A 17,296-nucleotide genomic window follows, 5' to 3' on the forward strand; every position below is an offset into this window, starting at 1 on the left:
ATGAAAAACTTAAAAATTGTAGCAGGTCTTCTGATCGTATCATTCTTTATTTCTTGCGCAGAGACTCCTAAAGAAGCAAAAGAAAAAAGCACCGAAGCCACGCCAATAACAACAGAAGGTTCTAGCATAAAAGTATTGAACTTTGCTACTTTCCACATGGGGTATACCAGCGATGCCCACACCATGGATTTTGATGAAAACAATGAGAAAAATAAAGACTCTATCCACCAAATAGCTAAAATGCTATCTGCGTTTAAACCTACTGTTATTATCGTAGAAACCGTACCTGAATACAACGAGACTTTACAAAAGAACTACGCTACTTATTTAGAGGCGCCAGAGACTAATTTTGAAGAACCAAATGAAGTTGAACTTCTTGCTTTTGAATTGGGAAGATTAGCGGGTGTAAAACGTATTTATGGTGTTGATCATAAAATGGAATATAATTATGCCATTGGTTCAGAAATTACAAATGCAATTGATTCTTTAACGTATAAAGAATTCATGTCCAATCCGTTTGAGTCCGTTCCTGGTCAAAACATTTTTGAGGAAGGTATATCGTTATACGAGAAATTAGCTCGAATGAATCATCCTAAAATACTGGATTTACTCATTACTGCAAATGCTGATATGCTCACCTATGTAGGTACTGAAAATGGTTTTGAAGGTGCTGATGAAGCCGCAAAGTATTATCAGAGAAATCTGAGAATCTACTCTAACCTAAATAGACTTAAACTAGATACTACAGAGAGAGTTTTTATTATATCCGGCGGAAGCCACACCGCTTTTCTTAGAGAATTTATGCGCAGAGATGCTAAGTATGACATGGTAGATACGTTTGAGTATTTGAAGTAGGAACCAATAGTTATCTATCCATAAAAAAGATTATTCTAAAACTTAAAATTTCAAAAACTCCATGCTACACCTCATCGTCGGCAACACAGGATCAGGTAAAACTACCTATGCAAACCAATTAAAAAGCAAGACCAACGGAGTGCTCTTTTCTATTGATACTTGGAACAAAACCTTGTTTATGCCAGACAAGAAAGAGACTGATGGTTTAGCATGGTTTTTAGAGCGTATAGAAAGAGCCGAAACCATGATCCTTAACATCGTAGCACAGCTAGAACAATCTAACACCGATGCTATTCTAGACCTTGGATTATCAAAATATGAGCACCGAGAAAAATTCAGGCAATTTGCCACCATACACGGTTACGAAATACAGCTTCATTTTTTGAATATCCCCAAAGAAACGCGTTGGCAAAGAGTACAACAGCGCAATACCGAAAAAGGAGCTACTTATGAGTTTGATGTATCTCAAGAAAATTTCGACTTTATGGAAAATTGGTTTGAAATACCTAGCGAAAATGAACTTATTGGTAGTGTTACTATCACCGAATAATACTAGCTTTGCCGTTCTTATTACACTATTATAACATAAGCACAACCAAACCAACCATTTGAACGCAAAACACACTTTTGTCAACCTTTTTCTTAAGAGAAGTAGCAAACAAGAATGCCATATTGTATTAAGTAGATGGAATACGTACTACGAAGCTTTATCTGAAAAGCACAAAAAAACTTTTGTCGTTAGAACATTACTTTTCCTGAACACTACAGATTTTGATTCTAAAGAAGGTTTTGAACTGACCTTAGAAATGAAATTGGTAATTTCTAGTGCCTTTGTTCAAATTACATTTGGTCTAAAACAAGATGTACTGCGTATTTTCAATACCATCTTTGTTACGCCTACTTCTTACAAATATGCAAACAGAGATGTTTTTTTTAATGGTGATGTAAATACGGTTACTAAAAGGGTCAATCTTTCGTGGCCTGCCGTAGAAAAGGGTTTTATTATTACCAATGACGGTTTAAATATTGCCATTCATGAGTTTGCGCATTGCTTAATCATTGAAAATACCAAAAGATCGCGACTTTCTAAGAACATCAACCAGAACGACCTTAACCAATGGAAAGATATAGCGACTAAAAAACTGCCGCTTATTAGAGAGGGCAAGTATAAAATATTCAGGGATTATGGCGGCACCAACTTAATGGAGCTATTTGCCACTACGCTAGAAACCTTTTTTGAGCAACCTCACGAGTTTTATTCGTACGCACCTACATTTTACCGTACGACCGCCAAAGTGCTAAAACAAGATCCTCGAAATGGTAAAAACCCGAAGTAAACTACTTCTGGCAAGTCCACAACCCAAACGAAAGAGAACAATCGAATAATTTCTATGGGATCCTAGGAGTATTAAAATCTCGATTATTGTGTAAAACAATAGAAGAATTAATGCGTTGTGTTTCGTAGTACTGGATTCACCTAAATAAAACCAACAGCTACCTTATGAAAAAGTCATTCATTTTCATCGCTTCTTTCCTAATCATATTAATTTCTTGTAAAGAAACCTCAACCAATAAAACGGAACGCACTGGTGAGCCAGATGTTTACAATGTTGTAGATGATAATGCTAAAATGAACCAGGCGATGGTAGATGCCAAAAATTCTATTGAAGAGTTTAAAATTGCACTTACCAGTAAGAATACTAGTTACGAGTTTTTCACCATCAAACAAAAATTTGCTGCAAACGATGGCGCAGAACATATTTGGGTACGAGATATTCAATTAGTAGATTCAGATTTTATGGGCATTATTGCCAATGAACCTGTGTATACCGATAAAGTTCAATTAGGAGACACTATTAAAGTAAACCGAGCCAGTATAAGTGATTGGATGTATTATGACGAGGGTAAAGTTGTTGGTGGTTATACCATACGTGCCATTCGTGATGCATTATCTCCTGAAGAACAAGCTGCGTTTGACGCTGAAAACGGATTGATTTTTAAATAGTCACTTCTATTTTTTTTACAATTCACGACAGTATAAATAGATGTATTTTAACGAAATAAGACGTATATTATAGTTGATAATCAAATCAACCTATATGATATGGAAACTGTAAAAAAAACACCAAAAAGTCTCTTGTGGATCTCTTATATTCTACAAGGCTTTGTTATTATCATGCTTTTAATGGGTGCTGTAAATAATGTTTTACAGACTGAAACGGCAGTTAAAGGAGCTGTAGAAATGGGATATCCTTCAGATTATGTCATGTACTTGGGCATAATATTGTTGGTATCTACGGTACTATATGCCATGCCCAAAACCATGTTTATTGGCGCTTTGCTTGTAACCGCATGGTTAGGTGGCGCAGTAGCAACTCATGTAATTCATAAAGACCATATGACCTTAACGATTTTTCCAGTTATTTTCGGAATTCTTGTTTGGGTAAGTGTTTTAATCAGAAATAAAAAGCTACGTGCATTGCTATAAAATTAATGCCTTTTTGATTGGACAACTACCTTTATCGTTGTAGTATGAGAAGTGTCATATTTCTAGCCTGTATTCATTACTATTTTTGTGAAAAACTACAATGCAAAAGATATCTTTCACTGAAAATCTAGAATTTAACGACCACAAAATTGTCACTAAGGTTCTTTTAGAAACATCGTTCTCTAAAGAGATTCGTATTTTATTAAAGGAAGGACAACAAATGAAAGAGCACAAAGCTCCTTTTCCTATCATAGTCCATATAATTCAAGGGACTATAGATTTTGGAGTTCAAGGTACTTTGCACCAACTAAAACAAGGAGATATCATTACCTTAGATGCCAATGTACCGCATGACCTTTTAGCACTATCCGATAGTATTGTGCGTCTTACCCTTTCTAAACAAGATGCTGCTGAACGGGTAGAAAAAGTAGTTGCTGATTCTTAAAAATAGACCATGACCCAAATTACCAATAGAGAAGATGTTAGCGTATTGGTGCATACCTTTTACGATAAAATAAGGAAGAACGAAATGTTAGGCCCTATTTTCAACGGACACATTACTGACGAACAGTGGCCTGCGCATTTAAGCAAGCTTACCGACTTTTGGGAGTCTAACCTCTTTGGTGTTCGTACGTTTAGAGGGAGTCCGTCTAAGGCACACGTAAACGTTGATAAAAACCTAAAGCATACCATTTCTCAAAACCATTTTGCACAATGGCTACAGCTTTGGTTTGAAACTATTGATGAGCTTTTTGAGGGCGAATTAGCCAATAATGCAAAAGACATGGCACGTAGAATGTCTACCGGGCAGTATATTCATATTTGGCAGAATAGACCGGAAGAATTTAAAGGTGAGTAGTTTTCAATAGGCTGTATCAATAGGCTGTATCAGTAGGCAGTACCCGTATTCAGTATCAGTAGACAGTATCAGTGTTCAGTATCAGTATTCAGTGTTCAGTTGGCAGAATTAGTATTCCATAAAATTGTACTATGTATTTAGCGTTTGGCGTGCTGCGCTTTTCGCTCCTAGCATAAAATTTTATTACCTTAGTCTAACGTATTTAATTGAACAGATTACAGTAAATACCCAAATACACTGCCTAATGGATTATCTATCACCTACCTATTTTTACGACTATGAAAGTGACGAAATCGAAGTTTTTATTTCTGAGTTCAGAAATACCACGCTTTCTAAGAAGGAAATAGCCAAACAGCTATATTTAAAAGTAAGGGACACCTGGAGATACAACCCATATAACCTAAGCCTTAACAAAGAAAAATACCGTGCCAGCGAAATTGCCAAACGTACTAATGGGCATTGTATAGACAAATCTATTGTGTTAATTGCCAGCCTTCGTGCCTTAGACATACCTGCTAGAATTCATTTGGCGAAAGTTAAAAACCACATTGGCGTTGAACGATTAATAGAAAAATTCGGTTCTAACGAACTTACACCTCATGGCATGGTAGATGTTTTTCTAAACGAAAAATGGCTTAAAATTTCTCCAACGTTTAATGCATCTTTATGCGCTATGCTTAACGTTGCTCCTTTAGATTTTGATGGAGAAAATGATGCTGTACTACAACCTTTTAATGAAGAAGGTACCCAGTTTATGGAGTACTTGGAAGACTACGGTCATTTTGAAGACTTACCCATAGCTTTTATGGTGAAAAATGCCCGTGAACACTACCCAAATATATTTAATGCAGATTCTAAGCAAACGGAGTTTCTATTATAGATTTTAACAAACTTTAATACGTTAACCCGTTTTTCGGCAATTAAGGAATTACTTTTTATAGTACATTCGGTCCAAAATCTGATTTACGTGAAAAACTATCTTTTAATTTTAGTAGTAGCATTATCATCCACATTTGTAGTTGCTCAAGAACCGATAGAATGGAACCCAGACTATGAGCTGCAATTAAGCGACTACCAATCTCCAGAGTCGGAGATTAATGCTACACTTACCTCCTACTCTATATATTCAGGCTCAAAAATCGATTTCAGTTTTAATATGAACTCGGTCTCGTTTATGTTCACCAAAAACTTCAATAGCAAGGTTAAAGCTATTTTCCAGAAGAATCTAGCGGTATTGATCGCTCCAGATTCTGTTACTGCAAATCAGTTACTTCAATTTGGTAGGTACGATTTTGATTTGGTGGAGCTTTATGCTAGAAAAATACGCAAGAAAATATATGAGGAAAAAGGAGCTTTTAGCGATTCCAGTTTATTTCAGCCCATTTTTAACGAGCTACAAGAAGAAATGAATACGGTTAGCGCACAGGTATTTAAAGCGACCGATTTTGGAAAAGATGCCGAAATGTTACAAAAAGAACACGACAGAGTTATTCTAGAAATAAACAACCTATCAGATTTCTGTCAGTCCTGCAAGCCAAAGAAAAACCGGTAGTATGTTAGCTGTTAGCTGTTAGCTGTTAGCAAAAGTTAAAAAATGGAATGTCATTTACAATAATATCCTACCTCTAGCTACCAGATTGCCTAGTAGTAAAAAACTCCTCGTAATAACCTTTTTGTCACACTTCTAACTTTGTATCTGAAACCTAATACTTTTTTCTTAATACTCAATAGTTAATATATTGTTCTTAAAACCTCTCAACTCAGCGCACTAAACTTACAATTGAGTTACTATAGTTACCTTGTTGTTGGCATTTACCTCATCTTTGAGTAACAAAAAACCAACCAACCATGGAAAACATAATTGAAATCTTCATTTACATACATGCCTTTTTTGGTGGCATAGGGCTTATTACCGGTATTGGAAGTATCATCGTTAGAAAAGGAAAATTAAATCATAAACGTTTAGGCAAATGGTTTACGTGGTCTATGATCATTAGCTCTGCCATTTCCTTGATAATAGCACGTTTACCAACCCACAGGAACACCTTTTTATTTCTCGTGGGCATATTTACCATTTACATGATCTTAGCAGGTAACAGAGCGTTAACATTTAAATCAGTCAAAAAAACAGAAGCCAATTTAATAGATAAACTTGTCTCTGGTACAATGGTAATAAGTGCACTGCTAATGATAGGCTTCGGCATCACCGGATTACTAAACGGTTATTCGCACGCTATACTTTTTCTTTTCTTCGGCTTAATAGGTCTTTTTCTACCGTATGGGGATTACAAATTATTTAAGAATACCCTAAAAAACAGAAAGCTTTGGCTTATTTACCACCTTAGCAGAATGTTAGGCGCACTCATAGCATCCGTTACAGCATTTATAGTTGCCGGAATGAAATACGATACCCTTTGGGCATGGATGATTCCGTCGGTTATTGGTACCGTCTATATCATCTACTGGATTAAAAAAGTAAAAGGTAAAAAGAAACTAAAAACTGCTTAACCTATTCTTTTAGGTTCAAGTTCTCTGCAAAGTAGTCACAGAAATCTTTCATGGTAGCGGTCATTTTCTCGTCTTGTGTCGCCTTTAAAAAAGTCTCTGACAAAGAAACCAATGTTTGATGAAAAAATGTTTTCATCTCATCTACAGGCATATCTTTTGTCCACAAGTCGATCTTTAAAGATTCTTGATTCTTGCTATCCCAAACAGATAATAACATTGCCTTAGCTTCCTCGTTTTCAATTCCGCCGTCTTGAGCAGACCAGTTTAATGTTTCAGGAATTCTATTTTCATCTAATCCTACGCGCAACGTAATTTCTGAAGTATGTAAATCTGCCATTTTAAATTCTTGGTTTGTAATTTGATTTCTTAAAAATATCATCTGCAGGCATCGTCATTAACTGTTTCATGCTTACATCATTATTCTCCATAAAAGCACGCACTATTTGCCAGCCTATATAACGACCCAATCTACCAGGAGATTCATTATCCAACTCCAACCCAAATTTAGAAAATGGTGCAGGATCTAAAAATCGCTGATTCAATTTATTATCGGTATCGTATAAATATTCATTCTCAATAAAATTTCTCCACATTGGCTCTTCATTGGCAATAGCCCAATCAATATCCTCTTGAGAGTATCCTATTTTCTTACGATCTTCTGCCTGTGGCATCAGTTTATCCTTCAGGTATAATTCTTTACCAAAATAAATCATACGGGCTAAAAATGTACGATCTCTTGGTCTTGGTACCACTTGCTTAGCAAACGAGCTAGCTACATCACTAACTAAATAATTACGATCTAAAGATTCGGCTATGTAGCGCTGAAAACCTCCATAATACTTATGCTCAGAACCCAAATAATTATCTAGGCTAATAAACAAAAGACTATCGGTCATTATAATCCTGTTATTATAATCTACATCGTTAGTTACCGTAATTACCTTTGGCACAGCATACTCAGGAAAGTAATATTTTATATGCTTAAATAATTGCACCAGACCTTCTTCTTCGTCTTCAAAACTGCGAAAGGAGTTACCAACTTCTTGAAACAATTCTATTTGTAGAGAATCTTCCATCTTCGCTATCCAAACACTATCTGGCGCAGGAAATAAATACGGATACATTTTACGCAATGCCGGCAGACCTTCTTCACCCGAAGATGCAAATTCACGATCAAATCGAGAAATTTTCAGGTCCATAGGTATAGCGGCTATCTCTTCTGCTACCTTATCACTATCATTACAGCTAGAAAGAATGAAAAAAACTGATAATAGTATAAAAATAGGTTTGACCTTAGCAAGTATTTTACAATACATTTTATTATTCACGGTGTTCAACTTATTTTTAGGGCAAAGTTAATTGATTTTACTAAATAATTAGAGTGGTATGCAAACGGAAAAGGTAATTGAGCACATTGTTAATTGGTTAAAGGATTATGCTACTAATGCAAAACAGAAGGGTTTTGTTATTGGTGTATCTGGAGGAATTGACTCTGCGGTTACTTCTACCCTATGTGCAAAGACAGGTTTAGACCTACTTTGTTTGGAAATGCCTATTCACCAAGCCGAAAACCAATCTGACAGAGCATCTAGACATATTGATTGGTTACAAAAGAATTTTTCTACCGTAAAAAGACAACCAGTAAACCTTACTCCCGTATTTGATAGTTTGGTAGCAACACTACCTCCTGTGGAGAATGAGGAAGATAGATTTATGTCTTTGGCAAACACTAGAGCTAGGTTACGAATGACGAGTCTTTACTATTTTGCAGCACTTGAGCGCTATCTTGTAGCAGGTACCGGTAACAAAGTGGAAGATTTTGGTGTTGGTTTCTATACTAAATATGGTGATGGCGGAGTGGACCTAAGCCCGATAGCAGATTTAATGAAAACCGAAGTTTATGCCATTGCAAAGGTTTTAGGCATTAACGAAGAGATTATCGGTGCAGCCCCTACAGACGGACTTTGGGGTGATGACAGAACTGACGAGGACCAAATTGGCGCTTCTTATCCTGAGCTAGAATGGGCGATGACGATGAAAGACGAAGGCAAATCAACGGATGATTTTGAGGGAAGAAAAAAGGAAGTATTTACTATATTTACACGATTAAATACAATGAACCAACATAAAATGATGCCTATACCTGTTTGTGAGATACCAAAAGAGTTAAAATAACAACTCAACTAAGAATCAGGGTATTAAAACGAAAATAAAGTTCGAAATTATACGTTACTAATAAAAAAATGCAACTTTGACTTCTAATTTAGAATTTTAAGCCTTACATTGCATGTTGTCTTTTCAGACAAAATAGGTTCTAAAATCTATATAAAAAAATATTAATGATCAAAGTTTTAATAGCGGATAACCACCCTATCATAAGAATGGGAGTACGAAAGGTTCTAGAAGCCGCTGAGGGATTTGAATTGATCGATGAGGTAGCTACTACCGAAGAACTTTTTGAAAAACTTAAAGACACAACCCCCGATGTAGTCATGCTAGAAATGGATATTCCAGATATTAATGGAATAGCAGCATTACGTAAAATCAAAAAAGATTACGCGGACGTAAAAGTCCTTATGTACAGCGGTCAATCTGAAGATGTTTACGCTCTTAGCGCCATTAGAGCTGGTGCTTTTGGGTATTTATCAAAATCATCTGGTGTAGAATATATTACTGCAGCAGTTACCAAAGTAAGTGAAGGTAGCATGTTCATTACAAACGAACTTGCACAACGTCTTGCTTTTGATGAAGGAACTAAAAAACCAAGAAGGTTCTTTAGAAAACTATCTACTAGAGAAATAGAAGTGTTGAAACTTTTAGCTAGTGGTAAACGAAATAAAGAAGTTGCTTTAGGATTAAACCTAAACGAAAAAACAGTTAGTACCTACAAAGCTCGTTTAATGAAAAAATTAAATGTAGACAATATGGTAGATTTATTACAACAGGCAAAAGCCTTAGAATTGTACTAAATTCCTACAACTGGAATAGAATAAAAAAAGACCTGCTTTTAGTGGGTCTTTTTTTTATTTACAGCATTTTTAGATACTAAGACAATACTCTATTCAATTTCTGATTTAGTAATTTGTTCAACTGAATGTAGTTCATAATCTCCTCTAGCGCTTCCCTATTATCTTTTTCCGTTCCTTCTGTAGTACTTTGCAATGTTGACATTCTCTTCTTAATTAAGAAACAACGCAAGGTTAAAATTGTTTCGCTGACCAACTGAGCCACTCCCAATTCTTTTTTCTTTGGAAAAATTTCTTTACGCTCCCAATTATGTAAAGCATAGCGCTCTTCTTCCATTAAAATGGACGAAATCTGATTTGCCATTTCCTGCTCCAATCCATTTACAAATGTAGTAATGGAAAACTCTTCCGCCTCATTTAAAGCTTCAATTAACTTGGCGTACATTTTACGAAAATCTTCATTGGCCAATTCTATTTCATCTTCTTGAAGATCCAAAAATATTTTCTCATATACCTTAATCTCAGAGGACTCTGGCTCTAAGACTAGGTCGCCAGACTCATTCTCCTTCAAGACTAAATCTTCAAATTCTTCTTTATGGTTACCATACAACATAAGCGATTCTATAATCTTTCGCTCTAAAACATATTGTACATCAACTTTCTCTTGCTTTTGCTCATCTACATCTTTACCACGAACTACATCAAAAGCTTTCTGCTCTTCTTTAGGTTGGCTCTTTACGTCCTTCTCTTCTTTCTTCTCTATCTGCGCCAGGGTATTAAACAATACCGCTTCAGATATATTCATAATCTGGGCGCATTCTTGAATGTAGATTTCTTTCTTTATACGATCGGGAATCTTAGATATACTATTAACAATATCCCTAACCGTATCTGCCCTTTTTATAGGATCGTTGTCTGCTTCTTTTACCAAAAGTGATGCCTTGAACTGGATAAAATCTTTTGAATTATCCCCTAAATAAGACAACACCTCTTCTAGTTCATTGTTCTTGGAAAAACTATCTGGATCTTCACCTTCCGGAAAAGTACAGATACGAACGTTCATACCTTGTTCCAAGATTAAATCGATACCACGAAGCGATGCACGCAGACCTGCCGCATCTCCATCAAATAATACCGTAATATTTTTAGTAAGCCTATTAATTAACCTGATCTGCTCTGGTGTTAAAGCAGTACCACTAGAAGATACTACGTTATCTATACCACGTTGTGCAAACTGTATGACATCTGTATACCCTTCTACCAAATAACAATTGTCTTCTTTAGCGATAGATTGTTTAGCATGGTAAATTCCATACAGCACTTTACTTTTATGGTAAATATCACTCTCTGGCGAGTTTAAATACTTAGCAGCCTTTTTATCATTGGTTAAAATACGACCACCAAAACCTAGTACACGTCCACTTAAGGAATGTATAGGAAACATAACCCTACCTTTAAATCGGTCAAATTTTCTTGATCCGTTAGGATTATTTGGATCCTCTTTAACTATGGTCAATCCTGTTTTTTGAAGATATTCCAGTTTATAACCTTTATCCAATGCTGCGGTAGTAAAACCGTCCCACTGATCCAAACAATACCCAAGCTCAAATTTTTTTATAGTTTCATCTGTAAAGCCACGTTCCTTAAAATAACTGAGTCCGATTGCTTTACCCAATTCAGATTCCCATAACATTTCTTTAAAATGGGTTTGGGCAAACTCTGATACCAAATACATGCTCTCACGCTCACTAGCCTGTTCTTTCTGCTCGTTAGATTGCTCTGTCTCATCAACTTCAATATTGTACTTCTTAGCTAAATACTTAATAGCTTCTGGATAAGTAAAATGCTCATGCTCCATTAAAAAAGCAACTACATTCCCCCCTTTTCCACTACTAAAATCTTTCCATATCTGTTTTACAGGAGATACCATAAAACTAGGTGAACGCTCATCAGAAAAAGGGCTAAGTCCTTTAAAGTTAGACCCTGATTTTTTTAGCTGTACAAAATCACCAATAACCTCCTCTAAACGAGCAGTTTCATATACTTTATCTATGGTAATTTTTGAAATCATATTTTGACCTTAATCCCTCTGCAAGAAGGAAATAATTTTGTGTAAATTAGAACTATCAAAAATAGTGAAATGATTCTATTCTTTGGCACTAGACCAGGAAAGCCAGAAACTAAAAAACTTTTTAACAGCACTTGTCCGTATTGCCAACAAAGAGGTACACTTACAGCGGTGACACTAAAAAACTACTTCCATATATTTTGGATAAAACTCTTTAAAATTTCTAGCAACACCACTATTGAATGTAATCATTGTAAACGTGGATACTATGAAAACGAATTTACTGAGGAGATGAATCGGGAATTGTCCAAATAAAAAATAGCTGTAGTAACCGGTTTTTAAACACGGCACCACAGCTAATTTGATTGATGAATATTTTATTAAAGGTCGAAACGAAGACCTAGTGAAATGTTGTGCTGCTCTACAACGGCATCTTTAAATATAGGATTCAAATCATATTTCACATATAATAGAAAACCGTCAACACCTGCATAAGCACTTAAACCGTAAATTAAATCATTGGTATTGTAACTACGCTTCAGTTTGTCCTTTACATTATCACCGTCAAGGTTGTATTTCAATTTTTGACGTGTGCCTATATTAAATCCGCCATAACCTCCTACCCCTACTCTAAATTGATTTTTTAAAGAGTACCTCATCTTTTTTTCGCTTGTACTCTGTTTTGATGGTCCAAACTCAAAATGCATAGGAAAAACTAGGTTATCCATTCTAAATTTTGACTTATCTAGCTCATAATCGAACTCCTGAAGTTCTGATTGGCCATTATCCAGCGACACTAAGTACTGATTATCCTTAGGTTTTAATCCGTTAAACTGAAATGAAAATCCGTAATTAAATCTTAAGAAATTCGTATTTTTAAATACTCGGTTACGCCATTGCCATCCCATTTCAAAAAATCTACTACCTCCTATCTTATACGGTGAATCATTTAAAGATTGCCCGTCTACAATAGCATTATTGAGACCTACAGCAAGAACCAAATCTGAATATGTTCTTCTGTCATAAATTGGTTCTCTTCTATTCGGATTTTCATTTAGTCGAATTCCGAAAAGTTTTGCATCGTCACCGTCATCATCGCCAAAACCGATTTGAAAAGCAAATTTATAATTCAAGGTATCCAATTCTTTCACCTCTCCATTATTACGTTCTAACAAAGCTATTTTATTATTAATTATAGCTATTCTATCCTCAATATTCAGAGCTCGCTTTTCAGCCGCTTCCATTTTTAAATTATCAGCCTCTTCTTGTGTAATTTCAGCATTAGCTAACTTTTTAGTAATAGCTGCTATTTCAAATTTCAAAGCTTCTTTTTCTTGTCTAGTTACGCTTAGCTTTTGCTCTTTTAAAATATCTACTGTTTTTTGATAATCTTCTTGCGCTACTGAACTTTGCACCAGAAACAGGGTCAGTAACACTATTAAATACATTGTAATTGTTCTCATTTCGATTTTGATTTTTTTTGATGAATAAACTCCTATCCCTGTCCCTATAGCATTTTATAGAGATGAAGAATAAAACGATTGGTGTTTGATTAATTATTGCGGTCTGCAACGGCAGTACGCACTTTGATAAAACCGGCTTTTAAAGAATTAAATATTTGGTCTCGGAATGACTGATCAAGTTCACCCTCAACCTCTGTCAACAAAGCCATTGCATCGACAGATTTATTTGTATTAAAAATTTTATCTCTTAAAATTTCGTCCTGTGCCCGTTTCAATAACGAGTCTACCTCCGCATCGGTTACAGCACTATACTGTTCTAACTCATTTAATTGTGCAACTATGCCTGCCACTTTTGTATTTATAATATCATCTGAAATTTCTAATTTATCCTCTATCTTTTCAGACTCAATATGTTCTACAGATGCAATTTCAATTTCATTTGTAGTATTGATGACCTCTATTTCTTTTATTGGTTCTTGCTTCTTTTCTACTACGTTATTAATTTTCTCTAAATCACTAGTTGTAGCTACAGTTTCTTGTTCTTTCTCTACAAACGGTACTTCTTCCGTATGTATATTCTCTTTCAATACTTCTTTACTATCGGTTTCAACAACTTTAAACTGTGTTTCGTTAACCTTATCTCCACTGTTAAAAAAGAACATTGTAACTCCTATTAAAACAATAACACTAGCAGCTATACCCATCCATAAGTACACAGGTTTCTTTTTTCTGTCATCAGTATTTAATTCTGATGATAATTTTTCCCAAGCATTTTCTGAAGGTTGAATTTCTCTTTCCTTGAACTGGGCTTTTATATGTTTCTCAAATTTATCAGTTCCCATACCCTATAATATTTTGTTGCCTTAATTGATTTTGTAGCAATTTTCGGGCTTTTAATAATTGTGTTTTTGAAGTGCTCTCGGTAATAGAAAGCATTTCTGCTATTTCTTTATGCTTGTACCCTTCTACAGTATACAGTACAAAGACCATTTTATATCCTTGCGGTAGCGCATCTATTAACAGCTGAATATGTTCGATGTCTAAATCTGTACTCTGCGAAATTTCTTCAGACTGATTTTTTTCGTACACCTCATCATCATAAACAACAAATTGTTGCTTTCTTAAATAAGAGATACTTTCCCTAATCATTATTCTTCTTAACCAACCTTCAAAACTACCTTCAAATTTAAAAGTGTCCAGTTTATTGAACATTTTCAGAAATCCTTGCACCATTACATCCTCGGCAAAATGAATGTCTTTTATATATTGTCTACAGACACTTAGCATTTTTGGAGCATGCTTTTTATATAAACGCTCTTGCGCATCTCGGCTTCCCGATATTGCTCTTTTAATGAGCTGGTTTTCGTTTTTATAAAAAGGTATAATTTTCAAAATATTGGTTTGGTCTTCTATTATACTAGACGCAGTTGTTTTAATAATAGTTGCCTGAAAATAAATAAATTTTAAAATTTATTTATAAATAACTGTTTTACAGTACTTTAAAATTAAATAATTTTTAGATTAAATTATTTTTTACGATCTACCACGTAATTTACCATCAATTCCAGAGCAGCTTTATAGTCAGATTCTGGATAGGTACTTAGTAGTTCTAAAGCTTCATCCCTATATTGAAGCATTTGACCAACCGCATAATCGAGTCCGCCCTTTTCTTTTACAAAGGCAATAACTTGCTTTACGCGTTTTTTATCTTTGTTGTGGTTTTTAATAGAATTGATAGCCCAACTTTTCTCTTTCTTGGAACAGTGGTTTAAAGCGTATATTAACGGCAACGTCATTTTCTGCTCCTTAATATCTATACCTGTTGGCTTTCCTATTTTTTGACCACCGTAATCAAAAAGGTCATCTTTTATTTGAAATGCCATACCACAGAGTTCGCCAAACTTCCTGAATGTTTCTACATCTGTACTATCTGGTTTTACCGAACATGCACCTAATGAACAGCATGCTGCTATAAGAGTTGCAGTTTTCTGTCTTATGATTTCGTAATACACCTCTTCGGTAATATCTAAACGCCTTGCTTTTTCTATTTGTAATAATTCTCCTTCGCTCATTTCACGAACGGCTACGGAGATTATTTTAAGCAAATCGAAATCTGCGTTATCAATAGATAACAAGAGTCCTTTAGAGAGCAAATAATCGCCCACTAAAACAGCTATCTTATTTTTCCAAAGGGCATTAATAGAGAAGAATCCTCTGCGTTTATTGCTTTCATCGACCACATCGTCATGAACCAAGGTTGCGGTATGTATAAGCTCTATTACCGAGGCACCACGATATGTACGCTCATTTACCTCACCATTATTCAGCAATTTTGCAGTAAGAAATACAAACATAGGACGCATCTGCTTCCCTTTGCGATTAACGATGTAATGGGTTATTCTGTTGAGTAGTGCAACCTTAGAAGTCATTGAATCTCTAAACTTAGATTCAAACTTCTCCATTTCCTGATAGACAGGTTCCTTTATTTGCGCTACTATTTTCAGTTGCTCTTAATTAGAACGCTAAAATTAGGTAAAAGCTAGCAGTTAACAGTACTCGGAGAGGAGATAATGATTACTTGGTTGTTGGTTGTTGGTTGTTGGTTGATGTAAAAATGAAATTTAAGTTCAAACTCAAAAATCAAGTTCAAGAATGCTTTTGGCTTTTGGCTTTTGGCTTTTGGCTTTTGGCTTTTGGCTTTTGGCTTTTGGCTTTTGGCTTTTGGCTTTTGGCTTTTGGCTTTTGGCTTTTGGCTTTTGGCTTTTGGCTTTTGGCTTTTGGCTTTTGGCTTTTGGCTTTTGGCTTTTGGCTTTTGGCTATAACGCTTCGCGTTTTTCGTATTAAGTAACTAAGATATTATATTAGCAATTGCTCTAGTAATTCGTATTACTTAATACCTTCCATTTCTAAAGCTTAGCTTTGCTAAATAATTTATCTTCTAACAAGTCTATTTTCTATACTCTATTTTCTCTCTTCTAACTTTAGACTTCGTACTCAATACTTAGTACTTTTCACTTTGTACCTCGTACTTACTACTTTATACTTCTAACTTTTATTCGCTAACTGACCACAAGCGGCATCAATATCCTTTCCTCTAGAACGACGAACGGTTACAACAATATTATTTTTCTCCAAAGTATTTACGTAACGATCAATAGCTGCATTAGATGCTTGTTTAAACTCACCATCATCAATAGGGTTATATTCTATTAGATTTACTTTAGATGGTGCAAAGCGGCAGAATTCTACCAAGGCGTCTACATCTTTTTGACTATCGTTTATACCGTCCCACACTACATATTCGTAGGTAATTCTACTTTTTGTTTTTTCATACCAATACACTAGCGACTCTCTTAAATCGCTCAAAGTAAACTTTGCATTAAAAGGCATAATGGACGTACGTATCTCATCTATTGCAGAATGTAATGAAACCGCCAACTTAAACTTAACTTCATCATCTGCCATTTTTTTAATCAACTTAGGTACACCTGAAGTAGATACGGTAATTCGCTTTGGAGACATTCCTAAACCGTCTGGAGAAGTAATCTTATCAATTGCCTTTAGAACATTGTTATAGTTCATTAAAGGCTCTCCCATACCCATAAAAACAATATTGCTCAATGGTCTTTCGAAATACAATCGGCTTTCATTGTCTATAGCAACTACTTGATCATAAATTTCATCGGGATTCAAATTACGCATACGCTTTAAACGAGAGGTTGCACAGAATCTACAGTCTAAACTACACCCAACCTGACTAGATACACATGCTGTTGTTCTTGACTTTGTAGGTATCAATACCGACTCTACAATTAAATCGTCATGCAAGCGTACGGCATTCTTAATGGTACCGTCACTACTGCGTTGCATTAGATCCACCTTAATGTGGTTGATAACGAAATTAGCTTCTAGCATTTCCCTAGTTTCTTTAGATAAATTGGTCATCACATCAAAAGAATAGGCAGCTTTCTGCCACAACCATTCATACACTTGATTACCTCTAAAAGCTTTGTCTCCATTAGAAACAAAAAAGTCCCTAAGCTGCTCACGCGTTAATGCCCGGATATCTTTTTTCTTTATTTCTTCCAT

At 35.3% G+C, this 17,296-nt stretch carries 22 protein-coding genes; 14 read left to right on the forward strand and 8 right to left on the reverse strand.

The window, feature by feature from the left end; all coding sequences use genetic code 11:
- The 10 genes from P178_RS0120570 to P178_RS0120615 all read left to right on the forward strand — a co-directional run bounded on the left by P178_RS0120570 (window position 1) and on the right by P178_RS0120615 (window position 6,710).
- Entirely contained in the window at window positions 1-855 is an 855-nt protein-coding gene (locus P178_RS0120570) for a DUF5694 domain-containing protein (RefSeq protein ID WP_036147259.1), read from the forward strand.
- 61 nt (window positions 856-916) lie between these two features.
- Window positions 917-1,405 carry an AAA family ATPase gene (locus P178_RS0120575; protein ID WP_027068013.1) on the forward strand — a complete coding sequence of 163 codons (489 nt, stop codon included), beginning with the start codon at window positions 917-919 and terminating at the stop codon, window positions 1,403-1,405.
- 58 nt (window positions 1,406-1,463) lie between these two features.
- Entirely contained in the window at window positions 1,464-2,192 is a 729-nt protein-coding gene (locus tag P178_RS0120580) for a zinc-dependent peptidase (protein ID WP_051638379.1), read from the forward strand.
- Between the two features lie 164 nt (window positions 2,193-2,356).
- Window positions 2,357-2,860, forward strand: coding sequence for a YegJ family protein (locus P178_RS22820; RefSeq protein WP_051638380.1), 504 nt, complete (start codon window positions 2,357-2,359; stop codon window positions 2,858-2,860).
- Window positions 2,861-2,959: 99 nt separating this feature from the next.
- Window positions 2,960-3,343, forward strand: coding sequence for a DoxX family protein (locus P178_RS0120590; protein ID WP_027068015.1), 384 nt, complete (start codon window positions 2,960-2,962; stop codon window positions 3,341-3,343).
- 100 nt (window positions 3,344-3,443) lie between these two features.
- Window positions 3,444-3,788, forward strand: a complete 345-nt coding sequence (locus tag P178_RS0120595) for a cupin domain-containing protein (RefSeq protein WP_027068016.1) — start codon at window positions 3,444-3,446, stop codon at window positions 3,786-3,788.
- A gap of 9 nt (window positions 3,789-3,797) precedes the next feature.
- The gene (locus P178_RS0120600; protein WP_027068017.1) at window positions 3,798-4,202 is read left to right on the forward strand and encodes a group III truncated hemoglobin; all 405 of its coding nucleotides are present in this window, start codon (window positions 3,798-3,800) and stop codon (window positions 4,200-4,202) included.
- Window positions 4,203-4,446: 244 nt separating this feature from the next.
- Window positions 4,447-5,082, forward strand: coding sequence for a transglutaminase-like domain-containing protein (locus P178_RS0120605; RefSeq protein ID WP_027068018.1), 636 nt, complete (start codon window positions 4,447-4,449; stop codon window positions 5,080-5,082).
- Window positions 5,083-5,169: 87 nt separating this feature from the next.
- Complete coding sequence (locus tag P178_RS0120610) at window positions 5,170-5,754, forward strand: hypothetical protein (RefSeq protein WP_027068019.1); 585 nt, start codon at window positions 5,170-5,172, stop codon at window positions 5,752-5,754.
- 296 nt (window positions 5,755-6,050) lie between these two features.
- Entirely contained in the window at window positions 6,051-6,710 is a 660-nt protein-coding gene (locus P178_RS0120615; RefSeq protein ID WP_027068020.1) for a hypothetical protein, read from the forward strand.
- 1 nt (window position 6,711) lies between these two features.
- Here the strand turns inward: P178_RS0120615 and gldC are convergent, their stop codons facing one another.
- A complete protein-coding gene (gldC, locus tag P178_RS0120620) occupies window positions 6,712-7,047 on the reverse strand; it encodes a gliding motility protein GldC (protein WP_027068021.1) in 336 nt (111 codons plus the stop codon).
- 1 nt (window position 7,048) lies between these two features.
- Window positions 7,049-8,038 (reverse strand): gliding motility lipoprotein GldB, encoded by a 990-nt coding sequence (gene gldB, locus P178_RS0120625; RefSeq protein WP_231500578.1) that lies wholly within the window; start codon window positions 8,036-8,038, stop codon window positions 7,049-7,051.
- Between the two features lie 58 nt (window positions 8,039-8,096).
- Between gldB and nadE the strand changes: the two genes are divergently transcribed.
- Together nadE and P178_RS0120635 are read left to right on the forward strand one after the other, a co-directional pair.
- Window positions 8,097-8,885 carry an NAD(+) synthase gene (nadE, locus tag P178_RS0120630; protein WP_027068023.1) on the forward strand — a complete coding sequence of 263 codons (789 nt, stop codon included), beginning with the start codon at window positions 8,097-8,099 and terminating at the stop codon, window positions 8,883-8,885.
- Window positions 8,886-9,049: 164 nt separating this feature from the next.
- On the forward strand, window positions 9,050-9,679 hold the full coding sequence (locus tag P178_RS0120635) for a response regulator transcription factor (RefSeq protein ID WP_027068024.1): 630 nt from the start codon (window positions 9,050-9,052) through the stop codon (window positions 9,677-9,679).
- 76 nt (window positions 9,680-9,755) lie between these two features.
- Here the strand turns inward: P178_RS0120635 and dnaG are convergent, their stop codons facing one another.
- On the reverse strand, window positions 9,756-11,747 hold the full coding sequence (gene dnaG / locus P178_RS0120640) for a DNA primase (RefSeq protein WP_027068025.1): 1,992 nt from the start codon (window positions 11,745-11,747) through the stop codon (window positions 9,756-9,758).
- A 69-nt stretch (window positions 11,748-11,816) separates the two neighbouring features.
- Here dnaG and P178_RS23080 point away from each other — a divergent pair, with 69 nt between their 5' ends.
- Complete coding sequence (locus P178_RS23080; protein ID WP_081819481.1) at window positions 11,817-12,059, forward strand: zinc-ribbon domain-containing protein; 243 nt, start codon at window positions 11,817-11,819, stop codon at window positions 12,057-12,059.
- A 65-nt stretch (window positions 12,060-12,124) separates the two neighbouring features.
- Here P178_RS23080 and P178_RS0120645 read toward each other — a convergent pair whose 3' ends face one another.
- From P178_RS0120645 to P178_RS0120660, 4 genes are all read right to left on the reverse strand, one after another.
- Window positions 12,125-13,207, reverse strand: coding sequence for a hypothetical protein (locus P178_RS0120645; protein ID WP_027068026.1), 1,083 nt, complete (start codon window positions 13,205-13,207; stop codon window positions 12,125-12,127).
- 89 nt (window positions 13,208-13,296) lie between these two features.
- Window positions 13,297-14,049, reverse strand: a complete 753-nt coding sequence (locus tag P178_RS0120650) for a hypothetical protein (RefSeq protein ID WP_027068027.1) — start codon at window positions 14,047-14,049, stop codon at window positions 13,297-13,299.
- Window positions 14,039-14,599, reverse strand: coding sequence for an RNA polymerase sigma factor (locus P178_RS0120655; RefSeq protein ID WP_027068028.1), 561 nt, complete (start codon window positions 14,597-14,599; stop codon window positions 14,039-14,041). The genes P178_RS0120650 and P178_RS0120655 overlap by 11 nt, the downstream gene beginning before the upstream one ends.
- 134 nt (window positions 14,600-14,733) lie before the next feature.
- Complete coding sequence (locus P178_RS0120660; RefSeq protein WP_027068029.1) at window positions 14,734-15,711, reverse strand: polyprenyl synthetase family protein; 978 nt, start codon at window positions 15,709-15,711, stop codon at window positions 14,734-14,736.
- Window positions 15,712-15,821: 110 nt separating this feature from the next.
- On the opposite strand from P178_RS0120660, the gene P178_RS23330 reads away from it, so the two are divergent.
- Window positions 15,822-16,055: a phosphotransferase gene (locus P178_RS23330; protein ID WP_155941678.1), complete on the forward strand. Its 234-nt coding sequence runs from the start codon at window positions 15,822-15,824 to the stop codon at window positions 16,053-16,055.
- A gap of 197 nt (window positions 16,056-16,252) precedes the next feature.
- Here the strand turns inward: P178_RS23330 and rlmN are convergent, their stop codons facing one another.
- Window positions 16,253-17,296, reverse strand: a complete 1,044-nt coding sequence (gene rlmN, locus P178_RS0120670; RefSeq protein WP_027068030.1) for a 23S rRNA (adenine(2503)-C(2))-methyltransferase RlmN — start codon at window positions 17,294-17,296, stop codon at window positions 16,253-16,255.

Source organism: Maribacter sp. Hel_I_7, from assembly GCF_000688315.1.
Lineage (GTDB): Bacteria > Bacteroidota > Bacteroidia > Flavobacteriales > Flavobacteriaceae > Maribacter > Maribacter stanieri.